Source organism: Microbacterium sp. CFBP9023 (assembly GCF_034045055.1).
Lineage (GTDB): Bacteria > Actinomycetota > Actinomycetes > Actinomycetales > Microbacteriaceae > Microbacterium.
In genome coordinates this window covers 1,956,744-1,981,541 of sequence record NZ_JAXCWI010000001.1, presented here as the reverse complement: position 1 = coordinate 1,981,541, position 24,798 = coordinate 1,956,744, and the positions used below count along the sequence as shown (strand labels likewise).

The window sequence follows — 24,798 nt, the reverse complement described above, 5'->3', positions numbered from 1 at the left end:
GTCAGTCCCCGGGTAAGAGGACGGCGGGCGTCGAGCCGGCGGAGACGGAGGCGGATGCCGCGGCGAGCGCCGCCGCCGCGCGGAGAGGTTCGATCGTCGATCTCAGGAACAGCGGTTCGATGAGGTCGCGTACCCCGACGCCGTCGCGCCGATCGAGCAGGGCACGCAGCTGATCGAGGGCCGCCCGCATGTAGTCGACGAGTTCGTCGGGCACGCGTTGCGCGGGCACTGTTCGGGTGAGGTGCAGCACCAGCTGACCGTCGAGGATGTCGATCATCGTCTGGTTGTGGGCGTTGAGCACGATCTCGCCCCACAGCGCGTACCAGAGGCTGAGCCCCTCGCGACTCGAGGTTCCTGCGAGCTCGGCGACCAGGAGTCCGTCGATCCTCTCGTGCAGAGAGGCGACCTGCTCGTCGGTGTAGGTCGGCACTGCTTTGACGGCGCAGTATCCGACCATGGCGACGGCGGTCTCGACACGTTCCGCCTGTGCCTCGAGGTCGACCGGCGCGACGCGTGTGAACCGGTTGGTGCTGACCTCGATGAGTCCGAGGTCGGCGAGACGGTTGAGAGCCTCGCGGATGGGCGTGCGGGAGACGCCGTATTCGGCCTGCAAGTCCTGGTCGCGAATCTCTTCGAGGGGTTGCATGCGCCCAGAGATGATCTCTTCGGCGAGCGTGGCGAAGACCTGGTCGCGGATCAGCTGCCGCGGCCGGATCGGCAGAGATGCGCTGATGTCGCCCACGGGCACACTTTATGCCGGTGTCATGCCGACGCACCATACATCAGGCACTGAAGTTTCACCGGATCCGACGGCATGTGCGTAGCGTTGTGGAGTAGGGCAGCGACCCTCACCCGGCACACACTCCCCATGTCGTGCCGCGGACCTCCCCCAGATCCCGTGACGCGAGTCGCTGCCCTTTTCCCTCCCCTGCGGCCGGGATCGGGATGCCGGATCTCAGCCTGCGACCAAGGCGAGCACGAGCGTGGCGACCAGCACCGTCGGCACGGCGACGATCGCTCCCCAGAGCATCAGGCTGCCCCAGCGGATCTCGACACCCAGCGACACCACCCTGTGATGCCAGAGAAGGGTGGCGAGCGATGCCCACGGGGTGATCAGGGGGCCGAGGTTCACGCCGATCAGCAGCGCCATGAGCGCGACCGGATCGCCGGCTGTGGGTTCGAGGATCAGGTAGGCGGGCAGGTTGTTGACCCCGTTCGCGGCGAGCGCGCCCGCCGCAGAGAGACGCAGCAGTTCTGCGGGCGCGTGGCCACTGGTCGCGAGGACCGACAGGAAGTCGAGGATGCCGTTCGCGTGCGCGGTCTCGACCACGACGAACAGGGCCGCCGCCAGGCCGATCGCCTGCCATGGCACGAGCGAGAGTCGCAGCACATGGCGACGCCGGATGCCGAACACGACGATGAGCACGAGCGCTGCGACCGTCGCGGGGATCCACACGTCATGGGTCGCTGCGAGCAGCGGCATCAGGAGCAGCAGGATGGCGGACGCCGCCCAGAAGAGCATCCGGTCGGAAGGGGCACCGCCTGTCGGAGTGCGATATTCGCCGAAGAGCGTCCGTCGGTGTCGCAGCGTGAGGACCACGACGGGCACGAGCACCCCGACGAGGGTCGGCGCCCAGCTCAGCGCGAGGAACGCGAGCGGGTCGTCACCGATCGACCGTGCCGCGAGCAGGTTGGTGAGGTTCGACACGGGCAGGGCGAGGGATGCCGTGTTCGCCAGCCACACCGTGACGAGGGCAAACGGCAGTGGAGGGATGCCGACGCTCTGCGCGAGCACGACCACGACCGGCGTCACGATCACCGCCGTGGTGTCGAGCGACAGGAACACCGTGCTGATGACGGCGAGCACCACGACCGACAGCCACAGCAGGATGACCCGCCCGTGGCCCCATCGAGCAAGACGCTGCGCGACGACGTCGAACACCGCAGCGTCCCGGGCCAGCTCGGCGACGACCGTGATCGCGATGACGAACCCCAGCACCGGTGCGATGCGAGCGCCGAGCGCCCCGGCATCCGCGGGTGGAAGGATGCCCGTGACGATGCAGACGAGTGCGACGGCGATGAGCGCCAGGACGATGATCGTCCCCGCTCCCAGCCGCCGTCGCGTCGCACTCACTCGCTGAGTGTAGATCCGGTGGGGGTGTGTTCCTCAGTCCTCGTCCCAGGGGAGCTTCACCACCGGCAGGATGTAGACCCTCCCCATGACGGCGGTGGGATGCTTCGCCATGAAGCTCGCCGCCTCGTCGATCGACTCGGCGGTGACGATGTCGTAGCCGGCGAACCACTCCTTGAACTCCGGGAACGGGCCGTCGGTGACGAGCACCTTGCCGTCTCGCACGGCCACCGACTTGGCTTGGTCCGCCCCGGCGACGGGTGCGCCCTCGCCCAGGCTGCCGGCCGCCCTGCCCTCATCCGCCCAGTCTTCGAGAAGGCGCTGATCCTCTCCCTGCGGCATCGTGCCGCCGGTCGGGTCGGTCATGTGGATCACGAGGTACTTGTTGCTCATCTGCTCTCTCCATTCGTCGTGCGCCCGGGCTCCCCGGGTGCGAGGGGCGCCGCGAGCTCGTCGCGGCGTCGGGTCAGGTGGATGATCTCCGCGGTGTTGTCGGCGAGGGCGATCGCGCGCTCGTAGGCAGCCCGAGCATCGTCCGGTCGGTCCGCAGCGCGCAGCAGCTCTGCGCGCGTCACGTGGAAGGCATGGAACTGATCCAGCGCATCGCGCAGCGTCTCCACGATCAGCAGTGCTCGTTCGGGCGAGTCCCGCTCTGCGACGGCGACCGCCCTGCTGAGGGTCACGACCGGGCTGGCATCGATCCGCTCGAGCTGCTCGTAGAGTCCGACGATGCGCGCCCAATCGGTGTGCTCGGCATCCGTCGCCCGCACATGCACCGCGTTGATCTCGGCCAGCAGTCGGTGACGACCGGGGGCCGCGGTGGGTGGCTCGTCGAGCAGTGCGAGGCCTCGACCGATGAGCTCGTGGTCCCACGCGCCACGGTCCTGTTCGTCCAGGCGCACCAGCTCGCCGCCGTCGGTGACGCGTGCCGCGGCGCGCGCTTCGCTGAGCAGCATCAACGCCAGCAGACCCGTGACCTCCTCGTCGGCGGGCAGCAGCTCGCGGAGCAGTCCGGTGAGCCGGATCGCCTCGCCCGTCAGCTCGCGACGCAGTGCGGGCACTCCGGCCCCGGACGCGAAATACCCTTCGTTGAAGATCAGATAGAGCACTGCGAGCACTCCGTCGATCCGGATGCGGAGGTCGTCGGCAGCCGGCATCCGATAGGGGATCCGGTCGGTCTTGATCTTCGCCTTGGCTCGGGTGATGCGCTGCCGCACCGCAGATTCCTGGATGAGGAAGGCCCGGGCGATCTCCTCGACGGTGAGCCCGCCCACGATCCGCAGGGTCAGGGCGACGCGTGCTTCGAGCGACAGCGCCGGATGGCAGCAGGTGAAGAGCAGACGGAGGCGATCGTCGTCGATGACGCCCGTCGGCTCCGGCGGTTCGGGATCGTGCAGCATGAGAGCCTCCCGATGCTTGGCATCGCGGAACGACTCACGACGCAGTCGATCGATGGCCTTTCGGTAGGCCGTGGTGGTGATCCACCCGGCGGGATTGGGCGGCACTCCCTCGTCCGACCATCGCTCAGCGGCCGAGGCGAACGCCTCAGCAGCCGTCTCCTCGGCGAGGTCGAGATCACCGCACCGTCGGGTGAGTCCTCCCACGATGCGCGCCCACTCGTCGCGATAGACCTGCGCGACGTGCTCTGCGACGTCGGCGTTCACCGAGAACCCCTGATCCGACCTCGTCGCCGCGTCACCTGTGGTCTCTCCGTCCGCTCGTTCGAGCAGGTCGCGCTCCGATCCTGCCGTCAGGACGATCATCCCGGTTCCCCGCTTCCGCCGGAAGAGATGCGCGCCCAGAGGCGGCGAGCGCGCGCACGGAGGGAAGGGCGCCGGATCAGACCAGGATGCTCGAGCACCGTCCGACGTCGCACGATCTGCTCCTCGGCGTGCTCAGCCTCGAGCCGGTAGACGAGGTTCGCCACCATCGGGTCGTTGTACACAGTCACCACCGCACCTCTCGCGTCTGAGGCCCCCCGATCGGGGACCTCCTACCCGAACCACGAACGACGAACGACGGATGCGACAACGCGTCGCGAGAAAGTCGGATCGACCCGAGATGTGAGCAAGTCGCATGCATCCCGCACGGCCCCGTAGGCAAAGCGTGAGGATCGCCATATGCCGGTCCGCACGGGAGTTGTATCGAGTCTCGTGCTCGACATCATCTACATCGCGCTGACTCTCGCGCTGTTCGCCCTCGTCTCTCTTGTCGCGAAGGGGGTGGAACGACTGTGATCGTCTTCGAGATCATCGCCGCCGCCCTCGCCGTGGCCGCCGTCGTCTACCTCGTGGTGGCTCTCGTCGCCCCGGAGAAGTTCTGATGGGCGCGGGTGCCGACCTCTGGTTCGGCGTCCTGCAGGCCGCCGTCCTCATCATCGCCCTCGTGCTGCTGTACCGCCCGGTGGGCGACTACATGGCCGACGTCTTCAGCACCCCGTGCGACCTGAAAGCCGAGCGAGGCCTGTACCGACTGATCGGCGTCGACCCGGCATCCGAGCAGACGTGGCGGGCCTATGCCCGCAGCGTGCTCGCGTTCTCGGTCGTCGGCCTGCTGCTCGTCTACGGGCTGCAGCGACTCCAGAGCTTCCTGCCCGAGTCGCTGGGACTCCCGGCCGTGCCCGAAGGGCTCGCGTTCAACACCGCGGCGTCATTCGTCGCGAACACCAACTGGCAGTCGTACTCGCCCGAGCAGACCATGGGCTACACCGTGCAGCTCGCCGGCCTGACGGTGCAGAACTTCGTCTCGGCCGCCGTCGGTCTGGCCGTCGCGGTCGCGCTGATCCGCGGCCTCTCGCGCCGCGGCTCGACCACGATCGGCAACTTCTGGGTCGACCTGATCCGCGGGCTCGGACGCATCCTGCTGCCGATCGCTCTGATCGCCGCCATCGCCCTGATCGCGGGCGGCGTGGTGCAGAACTTCGCCGGCTTCACCGACGTGACCACGGTCTCGGGCGGCACGCAGACCATCCCGGGCGGGCCGGTCGCCTCACAGGAGGCCATCAAGCTGCTCGGCACGAACGGCGGCGGCTTCTTCAACGCCAACTCGGCGCATCCGTTCGAGAACCCGACCGGCTGGACCAGTCTGCTGCAGATCCTGCTGATCCTCGTGATCCCGTTCTCACTCCCCCGCACGTTCGGTCGCATGATCGGCGACAACCGCCAGGGCTACGCGATCGCCGCCGTGATGGGAACGATCTTCCTGATCTCGACCTTCGCGCTCTCGGCCCTCGAGCTGGCCGGCCGCGGCAGCGCTCCGGAACTCGCGGGTGCGGCGATGGAGGGCAAGGAGGTGCGCTTCGGCATCCTCGGCTCGACCCTGTTCGGCAGCGCCAGCACCCTGACGTCGACCGGCGCCGTCAACTCGATGCACGACTCGTACACGGCGCTCGGCGGCATGATGCCGATGCTCAACATGATGCTCGGCGAGGTCGCCCCCGGCGGCGTCGGCTCTGGTCTCTACGGCATGCTCGTGCTCGCGATCATCGCGGTGTTCGTCGGCGGACTGCTCGTCGGCCGCACCCCCGAGTACCTCGGCAAGCGCATCGGCCCGAAGGAGATCAAGCTCGCGAGCCTCTACATCCTCGTGACGCCCACCCTCGTTCTTGTCGGCACGGCCCTGAGCTTCGCGATCCCCGGCATCCGCGCCGACGTCGAGGCGACCAGCATCCTCAACCCCGGCGTGCACGGCATGAGCGAGGTGCTCTACGCCTTCACCTCGGCGTCGAACAACAACGGCTCCGCCTTCGCCGGCCTCACCGCGAACACCCCGTGGTTCAACACCGCACTGGGCATCGCGATGCTGCTCGGCCGGTTCCTTCCGATCGTGCTCGTGCTGGCCCTGGCCGGATCCTTCGCCGCACAGCAGCGCGTGCCGGAGAACACCGGAACCCTGCCCACGCACCGACCGCAGTTCGTCGGCCTCCTCACCGCCGTCACGGTCATCATCACGGCACTCACCTACTTCCCCGTGCTCGCACTGGGACCCCTCGCTGAAGGACTCGTCTGACATGACCCTCACCACCACGCCCTCGGAACAGCAGGATGCTCCGGCATCCGCCCCGACCGCACCGCCCCGCTCATTCGGCTGGGCACAGCTGACGCAGGCCCTGCCCGGCGCCCTGCGCAAGCTCAACCCCGCGTCGCTCGTGCGCAACCCCGTGATGCTCCTCGTCTGGGTCGGTGCCGCATTCACGACCGTGCTCGCGATCGCCGAGCCGTTCCTCGGCGGCCCGGCCGACTCCGGCGGAACACCCGTGCCCGCACCCTTCACCTGGGGCATCGCGATCTGGCTGTGGCTGACCGTGCTGTTCGCCAACGTCGCCGAGTCCGTGGCCGAGGGCCGCGGCAAGGCCCAGGCCGCAAGTCTGCGCAAGACCCGCACCAGCACGATGGCCCGGCGCGTTGTGCGGTACGAAGCGACAGCGGATGCCACGGCCGAGCGCACCGAGACGGTCGACGTCTCATCGGCCGAGCTGCAGCGCGACGACATCGTGATCGTCACGGCCGGCGAGCTGATCCCCAGCGATGGCGACATCGTGGCGGGCATCGCGACCGTCGACGAATCGGCCATCACCGGCGAGAGCGCCCCGGTCATCCGCGAATCCGGCGGTGACCGCAGCGCCGTCACCGGAGGCACCCGCGTGCTGTCGGATCGCATCGTCGTGCGCATCACCTCGAAGCCCGGCGAGACGTTCGTCGACCGCATGATCGCGCTCGTCGAGGGCGCCAGCCGTCAGCGCACACCCAACGAGATCGCGCTCAACATCCTGCTCGCGAGTCTGTCGATCGTGTTCGTCGTGGTCGTGCTCGCCCTCAACCCGATCGCGTCGTATGCCGCATCGCCCGTCAGCATCCCGGTGCTGATCGCCCTGCTCGTGTGCCTGATCCCGACCACGATCGGCGCCCTACTCTCGGCCATCGGCATCGCCGGCATGGACCGTCTCGTGCAGCGCAACGTGCTCGCGATGTCGGGCCGCGCGGTCGAGGCGGCAGGCGACGTCACGACGCTGCTGCTCGACAAGACCGGCACCATCACCTACGGCAACCGCCGCGCCCACGAGGTGCTTCGCCTCGGCGGCGTCGACCCCGACGAGCTGCTTCGTGTCGCTGCCCTCTCATCCCTCGCCGACCCCACGCCCGAGGGCGCCTCGATCGTCGAGCTGGCGCTGAGCCGCGGCATCCGGGTCGACGAGCCGGCGGATGCCGTGGTCGTGCCGTTCACCGCGCAGACCCGCATGTCGGGACTGGACCTCGCCGACGGGACGCAGATCCGCAAGGGCGCAGGGTCGGCGATCGACGCCTGGCTCGGGCTCGACACGGATGCCGAACTCGCCGGCCTCGTCGACGGCGTGGCCTCGAGCGGCGGCACACCGCTGGTGGTCGCCGTGAAGCGTCCAGCGGGATCCGGCGAGGTGCTCGGCGTCGTGCACCTCAAGGACATCGTGAAAGACGGCCTGCGCGAGCGGTTCGAGGAACTGCGCAGCATGGGCATCCGCACGGTCATGATCACGGGCGACAACCCGCTGACCGCCGCCGCGATCGCGAAGGAGGCGGGCGTCGACGACTTCCTCGCCGAGGCGACACCCGAGCAGAAGCTCGAGCTGATCAAGCGCGAGCAGGAGGGCGGGCGACTCGTCGCCATGACGGGCGACGGCACGAACGACGCCCCCGCTCTCGCCCAGGCCGACGTCGGCGTCGCGATGAACACGGGCACGTCGGCCGCGAAGGAGGCCGGCAACATGGTCGACCTCGACTCGGACCCGACCAAGCTCATCGACATCGTGCGCATCGGCAAGCAGCTGCTCATCACTCGCGGCGCGCTCACGACCTTCTCGCTCGCGAACGACATCGCCAAGTACTTCGCCATCATCCCGGCGATGTTCATGGGGGTGTTCCCGGGCCTCGCGGCGCTCAACATCATGCAGCTGCACTCGCCGGCATCCGCCGTGACCAGCGCGATCATCTTCAACGCGATCGTGATCGTCTTCCTCATCCCGCTCGCGCTGCGCGGGGTGAAGTACCGCCCGGCGAGCGCCTCGCAGATCCTGCAGCGCAACCTGCTCGTCTACGGCCTCGGCGGAGTGATAGCACCGTTCATCGGCATCAAGCTGATCGACCTCGTCATCACCCTCATCCCCAGCTTCTGACCGGCGTCCGTCTTCGTCCTTCTCGCATCGAAAGGCACTCCATGTCCTCCTCCCGCACCGTCGCCCGCACCACCGGCGTCGCCATCCGCGCGATGCTCGTGCTCACCCTCGTGCTCGGCGTCGGCTACACGCTCGTCGTCACCGGCATCGGTCAGCTGCTGCTGCCGTTCCAGGCGAACGGCTCGCCGCTGGGCGACGACAAGGGCAGCTCGCTGATCGGTCAGTCCTTCACGGATGCCGACGGCGAGGCGCTGCCCGAGTACTTCCAGTCGCGTCCGTCGGCCGCCGGTGACGGCTACGACGGAGCCGCGTCCAGCGGCAGCAACCTGGGCCCGGAGAACGCCGACCTCGTCGCGTCGATCGGCGAGCGCCAGGCAGCCATCGCCGAGCGCGAAGGCGTGAACCCCGCTGCCGTGCCGGCCGACGCTGTGACGGCATCCGGATCCGGCCTCGACCCGCACATCAGCGTCGCGTACGCGCTGCTGCAGGTGCCGCGGGTGGCGGCCGAGCGCGACCTGCCCGCGCAGCAGGTGCGCGACCTCGTGGAGTCTAGGATTCAAGGGCGGGATCTGGGATTCCTCGGCGAAGAACGCATCAACGTCGCCGAACTCAATCTCGCGCTCGATGAGCAGGAGGGCTGATGACGGCAGAGCGGATGCCGCGGCGCGGCCGACTCCGCGTGCTGCTCGGCGCAGCCCCCGGTGTCGGCAAGACCTTCGAGATGCTGGTCGAAGGGCGCCGGCTGCTCGACGAGGGCCGCGACGTCGTGATCGCGATCGTCGAGACGCATGAGCGCGCGGCGACCGCCGCGCAGACCATCGGCATCCCCGAGGTCCCCCGTCGCACCGATCTGCACCGGGGCGTGCCGCTCAGCGAGATGGACCTGGATGCGGTGCTCGCACGCCGACCCGAGATCGCGCTGGTCGACGAACTCGCGCATACCAACACCCCCGGCTCGCAGAACCCGAAGCGCTGGCAGGACGTCGGTGCGCTGCTCGACGCGGGCATCGACGTCGTCACGACCGTGAACGTGCAGCACATCGAGTCGCTGAACGCGGTGGTCGAGAAGATCACCGGCATCGCGCAGCAGGAGACGATCCCGGATGCCGTGGTGCGCGCCGCCGAAGAGATCGAGGTCGTCGACCTGGCGCCGCAGTCGCTGCGCGACCGTCTCTCCGCCGGACTCGTCTATCCGGCGGAGCGGATCGACGCGGCCCTGTCCAACTACTTCCGTCTGGGCAACCTCACGGCTCTGCGTGAACTCGCGCTGCTGTGGCTCGCCGACGAGGTCGACAGCGCGCTGCGCAGCTACCGGGCCGACCACGGCATCGAGGGCACCTGGCAGGCGCGCGAGCGCGTGGTCGTCGCCCTCACCGGCGGACCCGAGGGCGAGACGCTGCTGCGCAGAGGGGCCCGCATCGCCGCACGCTCGGCCGGCGGCGAACTGCTCGCCGTACATGTCGCCGCGCAGGACGGGCTGCGCGACGAGACCCCCGGCGCCCTCGCCGCGCAGCGGTCGCTCGTCGAATCCCTCGGCGGCAGCTTCCACCAGATCATCGGCGACGACATCCCCGGCACGCTCGTCGAGTTCGCCCACGGGGCGGATGCCACTCAGCTCGTGATCGGTGTCAGCCGGCGTGGGCGTCTCGCGGCGGCGCTGACGGGACCGGGCATCGGCTCGGAGGTCATCCGCCGCTCCGGCGACATCGACGTGCACATCGTCACCCACGCCGCCGCGGGCGGCCGTGTCGCACTCCCCCGCATCACCGGCGGCGCCCTCGGCTGGCGACGTCAAGCGCTCGGGTTCGCACTGGCGCTCGTCGTCGGCCCGCTGCTCTCGTGGGCGATGTTCGCGTTCCGCAGCCCCGAGTCCATCACGGTCGAAGTGCTGGCCTTCCAGCTGCTCGTCGTGATCGTGGCACTGGTGGGAGGCGTGCGGCCTGCCGTCTTCGCGGCGGTGCTGTCGGGCATCACCCTCGACTTCCTGTTCGTCGCCCCGCTCTTCACCATCACGATCGCGCACCCGCTGCACGTGCTCGCCCTCGCGCTGTATGTGACCATCGCCATCCTCGTCAGCATCATCGTCGACCAGGCCGCCCGGCGAGCCCGCACCGCTCAGCGCGCCGCCGCGGAGGCAGAGCTGCTCGCGGCCGTGGCCGGCAACGTGCTGCGCGGCGACAACGCGGTGCTCGCCCTCGTCAGCCGCACGCGCGAGGCGTTCGGACTCACCGGCGTCCGCCTGCTCACCGCCGACGGCGAGGTGCTGGCCAGCGACGGCGAACCCGTGCCCGACGGACGCGCCACGACGATCCCGGTCGGTGCCGGAGGATCGGCACCCGCCGTGCTCGAGCTGCACGGCGAACCGCTCGACACCCCCGCCCGACGCCTGCTCGACGCGATCGTCGCGCAGCTGGCGGCGGCCATCGAGCACACCGACCTGCGTGCCACGGCGCGCGAGGTCGCTGCCCTCGCCGAGACCGACCAGGTGCGCAGCGCCCTGCTCTCGGCGGTCAGCCACGACCTGCGCCGCCCTCTGGCCTCGGCCGTCGCCGCGATCGGCGGACTCCGCGGGGCGCACGCGCTGTCGGCATCCGATCGGGAAGAGCTGCTCGCGACGGCCGACGAGAGCCTCGCGACCCTGTCGTCGCTCGTGACCGACCTGCTCGACGTCAGCCGGGTGCAGGCCGGAGTGCTCGCCGTCTCGACCATGCGGCTCGATGTCGCCGGCCCCGTGCTCGCGGCCGTCGACGAGCTCGGCCTCGGGCCGTCGGATGTCGAGCTCGCGCTCGATGCCCGGCTGCCCGCCGTGTCGGCCGACCCGGTGCTGCTGCAGCGAGTGCTCGTCAACGTCATCGCGAACGCCCACCGTCACGCGCCCGCCGACAGCCGGGTGATCGTCTCGACGAGCACGATCGGCGACCACGCCGAGATCCGCATCATCGACCGCGGTGCCGGCGTTCCCGCCGAGAAGCGCGACGAGATCTTCCAGCCGTTCCAGCGCCTCGGCGACACCGACAACACCACCGGCCTCGGCCTCGGCCTCGCCCTCTCGCGCGGATTCGCCGAGGGCATGGGCGGTACCCTGACACCCGAGGACACCCCCGGCGGTGGACTCACCATGGTCATCTCGCTGCCCCTCGCAGCAGAGCCCGACATCATGCAGGAGGAGACGGAGTGAAGCTCCTCATCGCCGACGACGACCCGCAGATGGTGCGCGCACTGCGCATCACCCTCGCCGCCCACGGGTACGAGGTGGTGGTCGCGCCCGACGGCGCGGCCGCCGTGGCCGTCGCCGCACAGACTCACCCCGACCTCATCATGCTCGACCTCGGCATGCCGCGGCTCGACGGCATCGAGGTGATCCAGGCGCTGCGCGGCTGGACGACCGTGCCGATCATCGTCGTGTCGGGTCGCACCGGGTCCGCCGACAAGGTCGAGGCCCTGGATGCCGGAGCCGACGACTTCGTCACCAAGCCCTTCCAGGTCGACGAGCTGCTCGCGCGGCTGCGGGCGCTGTCTCGTCGGGCGGTGCCCGCGGGCGGGGAATCCACCGTCGGATTCGGCGATGTGGTGGTCGACCTCGCGACGAAGACGGTCACCCGGGCGGGTGCGCGCGTGCACCTGACACCGACCGAATGGCGCATGCTCGAGCACCTCGCCCGGCATCCCGGAGCCCTGGTCACCCGGCAGGATCTGCTCAAGGAGATCTGGGGCAGCGAACAGGTCTCCGATTCGGGTTACCTGCGGCTGTACATGTCGCAGTTGCGCAAGAAGCTCGAGGCCGAGCCCAGCGCACCGGTGCACCTGCTCACAGAGTCGGGCATGGGCTACCGTCTCGTCCTCTGAGCCAGGTCTGCCGTTCTCGTCATTCTCGGTTCACAACTCAGCATGAGCTGCTGTCAACCGACGGAATCGGCGGGTTCACCTCGTCGCACGCACGATCTGTGCTGAGTTGTGAACGCCGACCGAGCGCAGAGTCAGAGGGCGATGTCTGCCCGCGGCCTCCGCAGCACTCCCCAGACACCCGCGGCGACGAGGGCGACCGCGACGACGATCGCGGCGATCGCGGTCACGGTGCTCTCGGGTTCGCCGGTCAGACGACCGACGGCGAGCCATCCGAGACCCCATGCGGTCGCGAGGGCAGGGGCGATGCGCTTGGTGACGAGGGCGCTGGCAACCCCGATCACGAGCACGACCACGAGCACGGCGACCGCCCAGATCTCGGCCTGATCAGCCCAGCTCTCGGGCGCGATCTGCGTGAGCCAGGCAGTGGTGTTCGCGACGGTCGCGATGGTGACCCAGCCGAAGTGCAGGCCGTTCGCGCCGTCGACGACGATGCGCTCGGGCCAGGTGCGGGCACGGCTGCGGCCGAGGATCACGATGACGCGAGCGAGGGTCGCGAGCAGCAGGGCGATCACGATGACCGTCAGCGGCAGCGACAGGAACTGCGCCGTCACGAGCCAGAGCCCGTTCAGGATCATCGACGCGGCGATCCATCCGCCGACAGCTCGCTGGCGCTCATCCGCCCGCTGCGCCGGAAGCGCCTGCCACACCGTGTAGGCGATGAGGCCGATGTAGATCAGCGACCAGATCGAGAAGGCGGGGCCGGCCGGCGCGAGGTATGAGCCCTGCGCCGAGAGCGCTCCATCCTGCAGCTCGCTGACCGAGGTGCCACCGAAGGCACCGGATCCGACGGCCGCTGCGATGAGCATGAAGGTGGCCGAGGCGATGATGATCGTCTGGCGGGCGATGTCCTGCGTCCGGGAGTCCATGCTCGCAACATACGCGCGCGAGGGCGCAAACGCACCAGCCTTGACACCGGGATGCATAAACGCTAGCCAAGCTAGCTAAATCTGCTCTCCCGTTGCGGTCAGGCGGCGACGGCGGCGTCGATCAGCACCTCGGCGGCGTTGCGCGCCTGCACGGCGACCTGCGGGTCGGCGGCGATCGCCGCGGTGCTCTGCGCACCCTCGGCGAGGATCGACAGCTGTGCGGCGAGGGATGCCGGTGCTCCGGCCGCCACGACGAGGTCGGCCATGTACGCCTGGAACGACGCCTTGTGATCGCGGACGATCTCGGCCACCTCGGGGTTCGTGCCACCGAGCTCGCCGAACGCGTTGATGAACGCGCAGCCGCGGAAGTCGTCAGTGCAGAACCAGTCCTCGAGGTATCCGTAGACGGCGAGCAGGCGTTCGCGGGGGTCTGCCCCGGCATCCGCCACCGCTCCCATGAGTCCCGACTCCCACTCCCGATGCTTGCGCGCGAGGACGGCCGTGACGATGTCGGTCTTGGATGGGAACAGGGCATAGAGGCGACGCAGCGACACGCCGGCCGCAGCCCGCAGCTCATCCATGCCGACGGCCGCGTATCCCTTGCGGTAGTAGAGCTCGTCGGCCGCCGCGAGGATCTGTTCACGCACTGTGTCGTCGGTCATCACCCCAGTGTACTTGACATGAGAACGAGCGTTCTCTACAGTGAAGACATCAGCGAGAACGACCGTTCTCACCGGACCGAAAAGGATCAGGATCATGGGCTACATCACCGTCGGAAACGAGAACAGCACCCCGATCGAGCTCTACTACGAAGACCAGGGATCGGGTCAGCCCGTCGTCCTGATCCACGGGTACCCGCTGAACGGCCACAGCTGGGAGCGCCAGACCCGTGAGCTGCTCGCTCAGGGCTACCGCGTCATCACCTACGACCGCCGCGGTTTCGGCCAGTCCTCGAAGGTCGGCACCGGATACGACTACGACACCTTCGCCGCAGACCTCAACACCGTGCTCGAGACCCTCGACCTGCGCGACGTCGTGCTCGTCGGCTTCTCGATGGGCACTGGAGAGCTCGCCCGCTATGTCGGCACCTACGGTCACGAGCGGGTCGCCAAGCTCGCTTTCCTCGCCTCGCTCGAGCCGTTCCTCGTGCAGCGCGATGACAACCCCGAGGGCGTGCCGCAGGAGGTCTTCGACGGCATCGAGGCTGCAGCCAAGGGCGACCGCTACGCGTGGTTCACCGACTTCTACAACAACTTCTACAACCTCGACGAGAACCTCGGCAGCCGCATCAGCCAGCAGGTCGTCGACGCCAACTGGAACCTCTCGGTCACCAGCGCCCCGGTCGCGGCCTACGCGGTCGTCCCGAGCTGGATCGAGGACTTCCGCGGCGACGTCGACGCCGTGCGCGACGCCGGCAAGCCCACCCTGATCCTGCACGGCACGAAGGACAACATCCTTCCGATCGACGCCACCGCCCGCCGGTTCCACCAGGCCGTGCCCGCCGCGACCTACGTCGAGGTCGAGGGCGCACCCCACGGTCTGCTCTGGACCCACGCCGACGAGGTCAACGCCGCGCTGAAGGACTTCCTCAGCAAGTAGTCCGCGAACGGCCCGAGAGCCCGGCATCCGCCTCAGGATGTCGGGCTCTCGGACGTGTTGACGTCAGCGCTTGACCGCCACCGTGAGCGTCTTGCTCTGGGTGCTCCCGGCCGCGTTCACGAACTCGACGCGGTAGGTGTGCTTCCCCACCGCGCGATCAGCGACCGGCACCGTCACCCGCTGCGCGGCGGGGCTGTTCGCGACCATGTCGCCCTCGGAGATCAGCATGCCGTCCTCATACAGGCGATACGAGGTCGCATTGGTGCCCCACCACATGTCGGCGGTGAGAGTGTATGAGCCGTCGCCGTCCCAGTTGTCGGCCGAGAGCACGGGCGTGCCGGGCGCGGCATCCTTCACCGTCACCGTCACGGGCTTCACCGCCGTCACGCCGCGCGAATTGACCAGTTCGCCACTGTAGACGTACGAGCCATTCGCCTTGCCGGTCACGGCGATCTGCGCGCTCTGCGCGCTCTGCGCGCTCTGCGCGCTCTGCGCGGAGGTTCCCCCGAAGGTGAGCGGCACGGTCTTGATCAGCACACCGTTCTCGAACACCCGCAGCTTCGTGGCGTTCTGCCCCCACCACAGGTTCATGGTGAGCGTGAAGTCGCCGTCGAGCAGCCCCGTATCGTGACCGTTGTCGTGCGACAGCACTCCGCGAGCGGGCGCGGTGGTCGCCGCATCCTGAAGCAGGAGCGCGTCGACTGCGGCAGCCAGTGCGTCCAGCGCCCCCGTGACCGCTGACGCACTCGGGCTCGCGGCAGCCAGCACGATGTCGGCGCGAGCGACCGCTCCGGGCAACGCGACGGTCGACGACTCGACATAGGCATCGAGGTCGAGAGCCGCGGCCGCATCGCGCCGCTCTCGCAGCTGCGAGGTGTCGGCACCGGGCACCGGTGCGCGCACGAGTTCGAGATCGTCGATCGTCCCCCACGCCCCCGCCGGAAGCGCCGCGGAGACTCGCACGACAGCCGTGCCGTCAGCGCCCACCTGCAGCGCTTCGGTCATCGGCGTCGACCACACGCGCCAGCCGTCGAAGCCGAACGCCGCAGCGGCGCCGGCGACGGACGCAGACGACAGCGACAGCGACGCACGCCCGTCGGCACCCTCCCCGTCGCCCTGCAGCGATGCCCGTGCGACATACGACCCCGCGGGCAGTCCGGAGACCGTCTGCGAGAGGTCGAACGAGTATCCGGTACCCGCATAGAAGTGCGCCGAGTGCGTGCCGCTCCGAGGGTCGTCCCACGCGCGCAGCGTGAGTCCCGATCCGGTGACGCTCCACATGCTCGTGTCCGCGTCCTCGAATCCAGGGTTGCGCAGGTAGTTGCGCGCCGAGACGGTGACGGTGGCCGACGCCGCGAGGCCGGCATCCGTCGCGCCCGAGATCACGTACTCGCCGGCGCCCTCGATGAATCCGGCCGCCGACGACCAGGTGACGGGCTGCTGCTCCGACGACCCGTCGTTGTAGAGCACCGTGACCTCGTCGGGCAGCTCGACGGCATCGCCCTCGGTCACCTGCAGCGCGACCGTCTGCACCGACTCGACGGCCCGCGGGGCGTGGGCGCCGGTGCGCGCGTACGAGAAGATGTTCAGCGCATCGGATGCCGTGCCGTCGAAGCCGAACAGCGCCTGGTTGTCCCACGCCGATCCGCCGAACCAGTGCCCCGCGTCCTCGGGCTCGTACTCGCCGGCGAAGCTCGACGCCCAGCCCGATCCGTCGCGCTCCCACAGCGTTCTGTTCTGCTCGAGCTGTGCGGGCGGACCCACCGGCAGCCATGCGGGCTCCCAGTAGTAGACGCCGAGCCCCGCCTCACCCACGTCGGCGACGGCCTGCACGACCGCGCGCACGGCATCGGCCTGACCCTGCACGCTCACCGGGTACTGCGTCGCCTCGGACGCCAGGTCGACCACGTTGCCGTGACCGTCTCCGTCGTCGAGCGTGAACGCCCACGAGGTCTCGGCGACCATGACCTTCTTGCCGTAGGTCTCGGCGACGTGCGAGAGCACGGCCGTGAGGTTCTCGGGAGTCCCGTGCCAGAACGGGTAGTACGACGACGCGAACACGTCGTAGTCGACGTCGCGGCGATCGAGCTGCGCGGCGACGTCGGCGTAGAACCCGGCGCGCTCGGGGTTGGTGAAGTGCAGGGCGACGAGCGTGTCCGGCGCCTCGGCCCGCACGGCGGCGGAACCGGCCGAGAACACTTTCGCCATGTCATCCCAGCCGCGCACTCCGGCGACTCCGCCGTTCGTCTCATTGCCGACCTGCACCATGCGGAGGTCGACACCCGCATCGACCAGGCGACGCACCGCATCGCGCGTGAAGGCACCCACCTCGGTCGCCACCTGGTCGGCGGTCATCCCCTCCCACGCCTTGGGCGCCTGCTGCTTCGCGGGGTCGGCCCAGAAGTCGGAGTAGTGGAAGTCGACGAGCACGCCGAGGCCGGCATCCGTCGCTCGCTGCGAGATCTCGATCGCCCGATCGACGTCGACATCGCCCCCGCCGTAGCCGTTGCCGTTCGCGTCGAACGGGTCGTTCCAGACGCGCACGCGGACGTCGGTGACCCCGGCGTCCGCGAGGATCGCGAACAGGTCGCCCGGCGTGCCCTGGGCGTCGCGGAACACCACCCCCGACTCCTCGAGCGACAGCACCGACGAGACGTCGACGCCGCCGATGAAGTCGTCCGGCAGGTTCTCGACCCGGGGGACGGTGATGGTGGCATCCACCGGCCCGTCGACCGAGACAGCCGCAGGAGCGAGAGCGGATGCCGCCGGCGAGGCGGCCGACGCCGGCAGCGCGACGCCGATCAGGGCGACGGCGGTGACCGTGGCCAGGGCGGTGGAGAGAAGGGAACGCGTGCGACGGTGCATGACGGCCTTTCGAGCGATGGAGGTGCGGATCAGCCCTTGACGGATCCCTGGGTGAGCCCGCCCACGATGTACTTCTGCAGCGAGAAGAACAGCGCGAGCACGGGCACGGCGGCGACCACGACGCCGGCGGCGAAGAGCCCCCAGCGTGAGGTCAGCTGGTTCGAGACCCACTGGTACATGCCGACGGCGAGGGTCCAGTTGTCCTCGGACGTGAGGATGATCTTCGACAGGATGAAGTCGCCGAACGCCGCGAGGAACGCGAGCAGGGCGACGACCGCGAGGATCGGCACGACCAGCGGCATGATGAGCCGCCAGAAGATCTGCGCGTGGCTGGCCCCGTCGATCTTCGCCGACTCGTCGATCTCGACGGGGATCGTGTTGAAGAACCCGTACATCAGGAAGGTGTTCGCGCCGAGCGCGCCACCGAGGTACACGCAGATCAGGGCGATCTTCGAGTTGATGCCGAGCGCCGGCACGACGTCGCCGATCGTCTGCAGCATCAGGAAGATCGCGATGAACGCGAGCGCCTGCGGGAACATCTGCAGCACGAGCAGGGTGGTGAGGCTGGCGCGTCGTCCGCTGAACCGGAACCGGGAGAACGCGTACGCGCCGCAGGCGCCCATGAGCACCGAGCCGACTGCGGTGACACCGCCGATCAGCAGGGTGTTGCCGAACCAGACCCAGTAGCGGGATTCACCCAGAGCGATGTAGTTCGCCGGGTCGAACGCGCTGAACAGCGCACTGGATGCGGCAAGGCTGCCGTTCGGGTTGAGCGAGGCCGAGAGGACGTAGACGAGCGGGAACGCGGCGAAGAACAGCACGCCGGCGGCGAGGATGTACTTCCAGCCGACCTCGCCCCACCAGCGACGCCGACGTGCACCCGCGCGCGCGGCCTCGGCATCCTTCGATGAACCGATCACGATGACTCTGGTCTCACTCATCACTGGTACTCCTCGAGCTTGCGGGTCTGTCGGAAGCTCAGCGCTGAGATGAGACCGACCACGATGAAGGCGATGATCGACAGCGCACTCGCGAGGCCGTAGTCGGCCGCACCACCCGAGACGCCTGAGACGTCGTAGATGGCCGAGACGAGGATGTCGGTCGAACCCAGTGCGTAGGGCGCTCCGGCGATCGCCGGCCCGCCGTTGTTGAAGGTGTAGATCACGGTGAAGTTGTTGAACGCCACCGCGAACGAGGCGATCAGCAGCGGAGCGGTCGAGACGAGCAGCAGCGGCAGCACGATGGCGCGGAAGCGCTGCAGCTTGTTGGCCCCGTCGATCTCGGCGGCCTCGAGCGTCTCGCCGGGGAGCGACTGCAGGGCTCCGGTGCAGACGAGGAACCAGTAGGGGTAGCTCAGCCAGACGTTGACGAAGATCACCGCCGCCCGGGTCAGCCACGGGTCGCCGAGCCAGTTGATCTGCGACCCGAAGAAGAACAGGTCGTTGATGACCCCGAACTCGGCGTTGAACATGCCGCGGAACAGCAGCGCGGCCATGAACGCGGGGAACGCGTAGGGCAGGATGAACAGCGCTCGCAGGAACCGGCGACCCTTGACCCGCGGGTCGTTGTAGACGATCGCGAGGCCGAGCCCCACGGCGAAGCTGAGGACGACCGAGAGGATCGCGAACGCGAAGGTCCAGACGGTCACGCTCAGCAGAGTGCCCGCGAGATTCGCGTCGGTGAAGAGCTTCAGGAAGTTGGCGAAGCCGACGTTGACCGACCAGCCCGTCGGCAGCGCCGTGCCGTCCTCGGCCACGAACGCGCCGAGTTCTGTGGCGGTGTAGACCGTGCCCGACTGCGTGTCCGTGATGGTCTGCGCCTCGGCATCCCACACCAGCGTCGGTTCGTACACCGAGCCGGTCGAGCCCTCCCGTGTGCGGATGGAGCCGTCGTTCGGGTCGTCCGACACGGGCACCCTGAGGTCCTTGATGGTGGCGCCGAGTGCCGGATCGGTCAGCACGGTCGCCCTCGGGACGACCTCCCACCCGGGCACCTCGCTGGGGGCGCCGGTCGCGCCGATCTCGGCATCGGATGCGGTGGTCAGCGGCTCGGTGGCCGAGCCGACCTGCACGTCGCCGTCGTCATCGACGATCGCGAAGCCGAGCTCTGCGCCGCGCTGCACGATCGACAGCGGGTAGTCGGACGAGCCCTCGATGCGGCGCTCGCCCTGGATCAGTGCGGCCTCGACCGCCTGCTCCTGGGTGCCGACGTGACCGGTGCCGTAGTTCGTGAAGGCGATGTAGGCGGTGTAGCCGAAGATGAAGACCTGGAAGACGAGCAGGAAGATCAGCCCGGGCAGCAGGTACTTCAGCGGCAGCGCCCTGCGGGTGAAGTACACCCAGTCGGCGATGATCACCAGCAGCACGACGACGCCGAGCACGATCCACGATTCGGCGCTCCAGGCCGAGATGGCCGTCATGATGCCGAAGGCGTTGACCAGCGCCATGAGCGCGAGCTTGATGAGGAAGCCCCAGCCGAGGCCGCGGAAGCGGCGGGCATGGGACTCGCGCGAGGGCTTCACCACGGGAGTGGGCGCCTCGGCGGGCGGTGCCTGGATCGTCATGTGTGCGTCCTGTCTGAGGATCGCAGGACGGGGAGGGGTTCGGGCCCCTCCCCGTCCGGCGGGGTCAGCCGGCGAGGGTCGTCTCGAGGTCGGCGACCATGGTGTTCCACGTCGACACCGGGTCGGCGCCGTTGATGATCTGCGCCTGCGCGGCGTTCCACAGGTCCCAGACGGAGCCCATCTCGGGGATCGACGGCATCGGGACGCCGGTCTGCGCCGAGGCCACGAATCCGGCCGTGATCGGGTCGGATGACACCTCTTCGGCGAGCGTGGTCCACGCCGGGATGCGCGGGTCGGCCTCGTACAGCGCGCGCTGCGCGTCTTCGGTGCCGAGGTAGTTCACGAGGAACTCCTGCGCGAGCAGCGCGTTCTTGCTCTTGCTCGAGAGGTAGAAGCCCTGCACGCCGACGAACGGCGCAGCGGTCTCGCCACCCGCAGACGGGATCGGGTTCACGGCGACGTTGACACCCTCGAACGCGCTGATGGCCCACGGGCCCTGGATCGTGTACGGGGCCTTGCCCGACGCGAACAGCTCGTTGTTGATGTCGTAGTCGACCGTGGTCGAGATGTAGCCGGTGCCGTTCGACCCGTTGGCTCCGAGCCACGTGGCGAACGCCTCGCCGGGCGCGCCGCCCATGCCGACCTCGCTCGTGTACGAGCCGGTGTCGTCCTGCACGAAGACGGGGGCGCCGAACGAGGTCTGCAGTCCGTACATCGTGTATCCGTCGCCGGTCTCGCCACCCGTGTTGATGACGAACGGGCGCTCGGTGCCGGCGGCGACGCCCTTGGCGATCATGTCGTCCCAGCTGGCGGGAGCCTCCGCGCCGACCAGGTCGACGTTCTGCACGAGGGCGATGGTCTCGAGCGAGTACGGCATCGCGTACAGCTGACCGTCGTACGTCATGGCGTCGAGCGCGACCTGCTCGAACTCCGACGCCTTGTCGCCCAGGTCGATCGTGTCGACGACACCGGCGGCGACGAGCGCGCCGAGCCAGTCGTGGGCGCCGACCGTGATGTCGGGGCCCTCTCCGGTCGGGACCTGTGCGATGAAGTCGTTGCGGAGGTCCTCGAAGTTCTTCTGCACGAGGGTGACCTTCGCGCCGGTCTCCTCCTCGAACGCCTCTGCGGCGGCGGTGATCGCGGCTTCGCGCTCGGCGTCCGTCCAGATGACGAGTTCCGCGCCGTCGCCGGATGCGGCGTCGTCGCCGCCTTCGGGTGCGCCGGCGGAGCAGCCCGCGAGGACCACGGCCGCGGCCAGAGCGAGTGCGCCGACTCCGATGTGCTTGCGCATGCGTTTTCCTATCTGTCGTGGCCGACGATGCGCTGCGCGTCATCGCGACCGGTGAGTGGGTGGTGCTGGGTGAAGCGGGTGGTGCGGGGTGGAGCGGTTCGTGCGGTTCGTGCGGTCAGTGGGAGGTGCGGATGACGGCGACGCCGCCCGCCGCGATGGTCAGGGCGCCCGAGACCTCGGCGCCGCTGAGGAGCTCGATGCCCGAGGCATCGAGCTCGACGTCGTCGTCACGGTGGTTCACGGCGATCCGGTAGACCGCGTCGGCGCCGTGACGCGTGATGACCTCGAGGCCGTCGGCGACACCCGACGGGGTGATGTCGGCATCCGCGTAGACCTCGTGGAGAAGGGCGCGCATGCCCGCGGCATCCAGACGGGTGCCGACGTACCAGCCGGTCCCGGCGCCATGCGCGTTGCGGGTGATCGCCGGCTCGCCCTCGCCGGGTCCGCCCGAGAAGTTCGCGACGACCTCGGCGCCTTCGAGCGCGATGTCCTCCTGCCAGACGTCGGCGACGATGCCCTCGTGGTCGACCCAGTCGAGGCCGTGGCTCTCGCCCTCGCGCAGCGGCAGGAACTCCTCGACCGTGAGGCCGAGCGCCTCGCGCAACGGCGCGACGAAGCCACCGGCGTGCACGGCGTCGTTCTCGTCGACGATCGCCGAGAAGAACGACACGAGCAGGGTGCCGCCGTCGTTGACGTAGGCGGTGAGGTTGGCGGCATCCGCCGTGCTCAGCAGGTACTGCGCCGGAGCGACGACCAGGCGGTAGCCCGAGAGGTCCTGGCCGGGCAGGGCGAAGTCGACCGTGATGCCGTCACGCCAGAGCTGCTCGTAGAAGCGGCGCACCTGGGCGGCGTGCGTGACGTCTTCGGACGGGCGCCACTCGAGGTCCTGCGCCCAGAACGATTCGAAGTCCCAGAGGATCGCGACGTCGGCCTTCACGACGCTGCCCTGCACCTCGTCGAGGCGCCCGAGTGCTGCACCCAGATCGACGACCTCGCGGAAGACCCGCGACTCGGTGCCGGCGTGCGGCAGCATCGCCGAGTGGAACTTCTCCGCACCGGAGCGCCCGGCGCGCCACTGGAAGAACAGGATGCCGTCGGCCCCGCGACCGAGGTGCGTGAGCGAGTTGCGCTTCATCTCTCCCTGGCGCTTCGCGATGTTGCGCGGCTGCCAGTTCACGGCCGAGGTCGAGTGCTCCATGAGGATCCACGGCTTGCCGCCGCCCACCGAGCGGCTGAGGTCGGCGGCGATCGCCAGGCCGATGTGAGCGTCTTCATCGGCGGCCCACAGGTAGTGGTCGTCCGAGACGATGTCGACCTCGCGGCCCCACGCCCAGAGGTCCGTGGTCCAGCTCTGGTTCGCCATGAAGTTGGTCGTGATCGGCTGGTCGGCGTGCGCGCGGATCGCGTCGCGCTCGGCGATGAAGCACGCGCGCAGCTGGTGATCGGTGAAGCGCGCGAAGTCCAGGCGCTGGGCGGGGTTCACGACGCTCGGGGCGATGGCCGGGGCGCCGACGTGCTCCCATGCCGAGTAGTGCTGGCCCCAGAAGGCGGTGCCCCACGCGCTGTTCAGTGCGTCGAGCGAGCCGTACTTCTCCTGGAGCCAGAGCCGGAAGGCGGCGACCGCGTTCGGCGAATAGTCCTCGCCGACGGGAACGCCGTACTCGTTGTGCACGTGCCACAGCACGACGGCAGGATGCTGTGCATAACGCGCCGCGAGAGCATCCGCGATCCGCACGATCGCCTCGCGGTAGGCCGGCGACGAGTGCGAGGCCATGCCGCGCGAGCCGAAGCCCATCGTGCGGCCCTCGCGGTCGATGACGTGCGCGTCGGGGTTGCTCGCGAAGAACCAGGCGGGCGGCGAGGCCGTCGGTGTGCCGAGGTCGACCCTGATGTCGTTCTCGTGCAGGAGGTCGAGCAGCTCGTCGAGCCAGGCGAAGTCGAACTCACCCTCGGAGACCTCGATGAGCGCCCACGAGAAGATGCCGACACTGACCAGGTTCACCCCGGCCTCGCGCATCAGGATGACGTCTTCGCGCCACGTCTCGGGCGACCACTGCTCGGGGTTGTAGTCGCCGCCGTAGGCGATTCCGCGCAGGTCGGGCCAGGCGTGGGGCGAGGTCATCGGCACTCCATCGGGTCGGTGCGGTCGTGGTGCGGGTCCCGACGTGCTGTCGCTCATTCGACTGGGACCGGTCTCAGGTTGTCACGGGGACATGACTGGGACCGGTCTCAGTTCTACCCCAGGTTCGGCGCCGACCACAACCGCTGTTACCGAACTGAGACCGGTCCCAGGTTGGACTACCGCTGGACGGGATGCTGTGGGTAGAGTCACAGGCGATGAGTGATGTCAGCGCGAAGCGCAAGCCGACGATCCGCCAGATCGCGGCGCAGGCGGGGGTGTCCCGCAGCACGGTCTCGCGAGTGATCAACGGCGGGCACTGGGTGTCCCCCGATGCCAGGCAGGCCGTCGAAGAGGCGATCCTCGCCACCGGCTACACCGCCAACCACCATGCCCGCAGCCTCGCCACCGGCCGCGCCGGATCACTCGCCTTCCTCCTGACCGAGCCGCAGCAGCTGCTGTTCGACGATCCGACCTTCGCGCTGCTCCTGCGCGGGGCCGCCGAAGCGCTCGCCCAGCGGGCCATGACCCTCGTGCTGCTCGTCGCCGGAACCCCCGCCGAGCGCGAGAGCGTCGCCCAGTTCCTCAGCGCGGGACACGTCGACGGCGTCATGCTGATCTCGTCGCACGAGTCCGACCCGCTGCTCGATCAGCTGATCGAGGTCAGCATCCCGACCGTGTGCTGCGGCGTGCCGCTCGGGCACGAACGCGAGCTCTCGACGATCTCCGTCGACGAGATCGCCTCCGCCCGCACCATGGCCGCGCACCTCGTGACGCAGGGACACCGCCGCATCGGCATGATCGCCGGCCCCGACGACACCCCCGGTGGCCGCTATCGCCTGGTCGGATTCCGCGAAGAGCTCGGCGACCTCTACGACGAATCGCTGGTCGAGCGCGGCGACTACTCGTACGAGTCAGGACTCGCCGCCATGACGCGGATGCTCGAGCACGACGTCGACGCGGTGTTCGCGGCATCCGACCGGATGGCGGCCGGAGCCATCGCCGCCGCCCGCCGGGCAGGGCGCCGCGTGCCCGAGGACATCGCGATCGCCGGCTTCGACGACTCAGGCCTCGCCGCCACCCATGAGCCGCCCATCACGACCATGCGCCAGCCGTGGGATCAGATCAGCGCGAAGATGGTCGCCGTGCTGCTCGAGGTCATCGCCGGAGCATCCCCCCGCTCGGTCATCCTCGACACCGAGCTCGTGGTGCGCGCGACCGCGTAGGCGGCATTCGCTCCCGCTCCCGCTACCGCTACCGCTCCCGCTCCCGCTCGCGCTCCCGCTCGTGCGCGCGCTGCGAAGGTGATC

At 69.2% G+C, this 24,798-nt stretch carries 20 protein-coding genes; 8 read left to right on the top strand and 12 right to left on the bottom strand.

The window, feature by feature from the left end:
- Position 1: 1 nt before the first annotated feature.
- The 5 genes from SOM10_RS09665 to SOM10_RS09645 all read right to left on the bottom strand — a co-directional run bounded on the left by SOM10_RS09665 (position 2) and on the right by SOM10_RS09645 (position 4,082).
- Positions 2-742 (bottom strand): GntR family transcriptional regulator, encoded by a 741-nt coding sequence (locus tag SOM10_RS09665; protein WP_320489608.1) that lies wholly within the window; start codon positions 740-742, stop codon positions 2-4.
- Between the two features lie 213 nt (positions 743-955).
- Complete coding sequence (locus SOM10_RS09660; RefSeq protein WP_320489607.1) at positions 956-2,134, bottom strand: SLC13 family permease; 1,179 nt, start codon at positions 2,132-2,134, stop codon at positions 956-958.
- 33 nt (positions 2,135-2,167) lie between these two features.
- Positions 2,168-2,524: a YciI family protein gene (locus tag SOM10_RS09655; protein WP_053098543.1), complete on the bottom strand. Its 357-nt coding sequence runs from the start codon at positions 2,522-2,524 to the stop codon at positions 2,168-2,170.
- Positions 2,521-3,894, bottom strand: a complete 1,374-nt coding sequence (locus SOM10_RS09650) for an RNA polymerase sigma factor (protein WP_320489606.1) — start codon at positions 3,892-3,894, stop codon at positions 2,521-2,523. The genes SOM10_RS09655 and SOM10_RS09650 overlap by 4 nt, the downstream gene beginning before the upstream one ends.
- Entirely contained in the window at positions 3,891-4,082 is a 192-nt protein-coding gene (locus tag SOM10_RS09645; RefSeq protein ID WP_320489605.1) for a hypothetical protein, read from the bottom strand. Before SOM10_RS09645 ends, SOM10_RS09650 begins: the two co-directional genes overlap by 4 nt.
- Positions 4,083-4,364: 282 nt before the next feature.
- On the opposite strand from SOM10_RS09645, the gene SOM10_RS09640 reads away from it, so the two are divergent.
- Genes SOM10_RS09640 through SOM10_RS09615 form a run of 6 tightly spaced genes read left to right on the top strand, consistent with a single transcriptional unit; the run spans position 4,365 to position 12,125 of the window.
- The gene (locus tag SOM10_RS09640; protein WP_056276367.1) at positions 4,365-4,454 is read left to right on the top strand and encodes a potassium-transporting ATPase subunit F; all 90 of its coding nucleotides are present in this window, start codon (positions 4,365-4,367) and stop codon (positions 4,452-4,454) included.
- Positions 4,454-6,139, top strand: a complete 1,686-nt coding sequence (gene kdpA, locus SOM10_RS09635; protein ID WP_320489604.1) for a potassium-transporting ATPase subunit KdpA — start codon at positions 4,454-4,456, stop codon at positions 6,137-6,139. The genes SOM10_RS09640 and kdpA overlap by 1 nt, the downstream gene beginning before the upstream one ends.
- A gap of 1 nt (position 6,140) precedes the next feature.
- A complete protein-coding gene (gene kdpB, locus SOM10_RS09630; protein WP_320489603.1) occupies positions 6,141-8,279 on the top strand; it encodes a potassium-transporting ATPase subunit KdpB in 2,139 nt (712 codons plus the stop codon).
- Between the two features lie 41 nt (positions 8,280-8,320).
- Positions 8,321-8,920, top strand: a complete 600-nt coding sequence (kdpC, locus tag SOM10_RS09625; protein ID WP_320489602.1) for a potassium-transporting ATPase subunit KdpC — start codon at positions 8,321-8,323, stop codon at positions 8,918-8,920.
- Positions 8,921-8,934: 14 nt separating this feature from the next.
- Positions 8,935-11,457 carry an ATP-binding protein gene (locus SOM10_RS09620; RefSeq protein ID WP_320489786.1) on the top strand — a complete coding sequence of 841 codons (2,523 nt, stop codon included), beginning with the start codon at positions 8,935-8,937 and terminating at the stop codon, positions 11,455-11,457.
- Positions 11,454-12,125: a response regulator gene (locus SOM10_RS09615; RefSeq protein WP_053098537.1), complete on the top strand. Its 672-nt coding sequence runs from the start codon at positions 11,454-11,456 to the stop codon at positions 12,123-12,125. The genes SOM10_RS09620 and SOM10_RS09615 overlap by 4 nt, the downstream gene beginning before the upstream one ends.
- Before the next feature lie 131 nt (positions 12,126-12,256).
- On the opposite strand, the gene SOM10_RS09610 is transcribed toward SOM10_RS09615, so the two are convergent.
- Positions 12,257-13,051 (bottom strand): TspO/MBR family protein, encoded by a 795-nt coding sequence (locus tag SOM10_RS09610; protein WP_320489601.1) that lies wholly within the window; start codon positions 13,049-13,051, stop codon positions 12,257-12,259.
- A gap of 98 nt (positions 13,052-13,149) precedes the next feature.
- The gene (locus tag SOM10_RS09605; RefSeq protein ID WP_320489600.1) at positions 13,150-13,713 is read right to left on the bottom strand and encodes a TetR/AcrR family transcriptional regulator; all 564 of its coding nucleotides are present in this window, start codon (positions 13,711-13,713) and stop codon (positions 13,150-13,152) included.
- Between the two features lie 94 nt (positions 13,714-13,807).
- Here SOM10_RS09605 and SOM10_RS09600 point away from each other — a divergent pair, with 94 nt between their 5' ends.
- The gene (locus SOM10_RS09600; protein ID WP_056276350.1) at positions 13,808-14,650 is read left to right on the top strand and encodes an alpha/beta fold hydrolase; all 843 of its coding nucleotides are present in this window, start codon (positions 13,808-13,810) and stop codon (positions 14,648-14,650) included.
- Between the two features lie 63 nt (positions 14,651-14,713).
- On the opposite strand, the gene SOM10_RS09595 is transcribed toward SOM10_RS09600, so the two are convergent.
- From SOM10_RS09595 to SOM10_RS09575, 5 genes are all read right to left on the bottom strand, one after another.
- On the bottom strand, positions 14,714-17,515 hold the full coding sequence (locus SOM10_RS09595) for a glycosyl hydrolase 53 family protein (RefSeq protein WP_320489599.1): 2,802 nt from the start codon (positions 17,513-17,515) through the stop codon (positions 14,714-14,716).
- Positions 17,516-17,544: 29 nt separating this feature from the next.
- The gene (locus SOM10_RS09590; RefSeq protein ID WP_320489598.1) at positions 17,545-18,456 is read right to left on the bottom strand and encodes a sugar ABC transporter permease; all 912 of its coding nucleotides are present in this window, start codon (positions 18,454-18,456) and stop codon (positions 17,545-17,547) included.
- Positions 18,456-20,078 carry an ABC transporter permease subunit gene (locus tag SOM10_RS09585; protein WP_320489597.1) on the bottom strand — a complete coding sequence of 541 codons (1,623 nt, stop codon included), beginning with the start codon at positions 20,076-20,078 and terminating at the stop codon, positions 18,456-18,458. Before SOM10_RS09585 ends, SOM10_RS09590 begins: the two co-directional genes overlap by 1 nt.
- A 64-nt stretch (positions 20,079-20,142) precedes the next feature.
- Complete coding sequence (locus tag SOM10_RS09580; RefSeq protein ID WP_056276340.1) at positions 20,143-21,369, bottom strand: sugar ABC transporter substrate-binding protein; 1,227 nt, start codon at positions 21,367-21,369, stop codon at positions 20,143-20,145.
- A 115-nt stretch (positions 21,370-21,484) separates the two neighbouring features.
- Positions 21,485-23,491: a beta-galactosidase gene (locus tag SOM10_RS09575; protein WP_320489596.1), complete on the bottom strand. Its 2,007-nt coding sequence runs from the start codon at positions 23,489-23,491 to the stop codon at positions 21,485-21,487.
- A 215-nt stretch (positions 23,492-23,706) separates the two neighbouring features.
- On the opposite strand from SOM10_RS09575, the gene SOM10_RS09570 reads away from it, so the two are divergent.
- Entirely contained in the window at positions 23,707-24,714 is a 1,008-nt protein-coding gene (locus SOM10_RS09570; protein ID WP_320489595.1) for a LacI family DNA-binding transcriptional regulator, read from the top strand.
- Positions 24,715-24,798: the final 84 nt, after the last annotated feature.

What these genes read in the sequence shown, in the direction of transcription:
- SOM10_RS09610 (WP_320489601.1), bottom strand. Translation starts at nt 13,051, where the DNA reads ATGGACTCCCGGACGCAGGACATCGCCCGCCAGACGATCATCATCGCC.
- SOM10_RS09580 (WP_056276340.1), bottom strand. Translation starts at nt 21,369, where the DNA reads ATGCGCAAGCACATCGGAGTCGGCGCACTCGCTCTGGCCGCGGCCGTG.
- SOM10_RS09620 (WP_320489786.1), top strand. Translation starts at nt 8,935, where the DNA reads ATGCCGCGGCGCGGCCGACTCCGCGTGCTGCTCGGCGCAGCCCCCGGT.
- SOM10_RS09595 (WP_320489599.1), bottom strand. Translation starts at nt 17,515, where the DNA reads ATGCACCGTCGCACGCGTTCCCTTCTCTCCACCGCCCTGGCCACGGTC.
- SOM10_RS09600 (WP_056276350.1), top strand. Translation starts at nt 13,808, where the DNA reads ATGGGCTACATCACCGTCGGAAACGAGAACAGCACCCCGATCGAGCTC.
- SOM10_RS09605 (WP_320489600.1), bottom strand. Translation starts at nt 13,713, where the DNA reads ATGACCGACGACACAGTGCGTGAACAGATCCTCGCGGCGGCCGACGAG.
- SOM10_RS09585 (WP_320489597.1), bottom strand. Translation starts at nt 20,078, where the DNA reads ATGACGATCCAGGCACCGCCCGCCGAGGCGCCCACTCCCGTGGTGAAG.
- SOM10_RS09575 (WP_320489596.1), bottom strand. Translation starts at nt 23,491, where the DNA reads ATGACCTCGCCCCACGCCTGGCCCGACCTGCGCGGAATCGCCTACGGC.
- kdpA (WP_320489604.1), top strand. Translation starts at nt 4,454, where the DNA reads ATGGGCGCGGGTGCCGACCTCTGGTTCGGCGTCCTGCAGGCCGCCGTC.
- SOM10_RS09570 (WP_320489595.1), top strand. Translation starts at nt 23,707, where the DNA reads ATGAGTGATGTCAGCGCGAAGCGCAAGCCGACGATCCGCCAGATCGCG.
- kdpB (WP_320489603.1), top strand. Translation starts at nt 6,141, where the DNA reads ATGACCCTCACCACCACGCCCTCGGAACAGCAGGATGCTCCGGCATCC.
- SOM10_RS09590 (WP_320489598.1), bottom strand. Translation starts at nt 18,456, where the DNA reads ATGAGTGAGACCAGAGTCATCGTGATCGGTTCATCGAAGGATGCCGAG.
- kdpC (WP_320489602.1), top strand. Translation starts at nt 8,321, where the DNA reads ATGTCCTCCTCCCGCACCGTCGCCCGCACCACCGGCGTCGCCATCCGC.
- SOM10_RS09650 (WP_320489606.1), bottom strand. Translation starts at nt 3,894, where the DNA reads ATGATCGTCCTGACGGCAGGATCGGAGCGCGACCTGCTCGAACGAGCG.
- SOM10_RS09655 (WP_053098543.1), bottom strand. Translation starts at nt 2,524, where the DNA reads ATGAGCAACAAGTACCTCGTGATCCACATGACCGACCCGACCGGCGGC.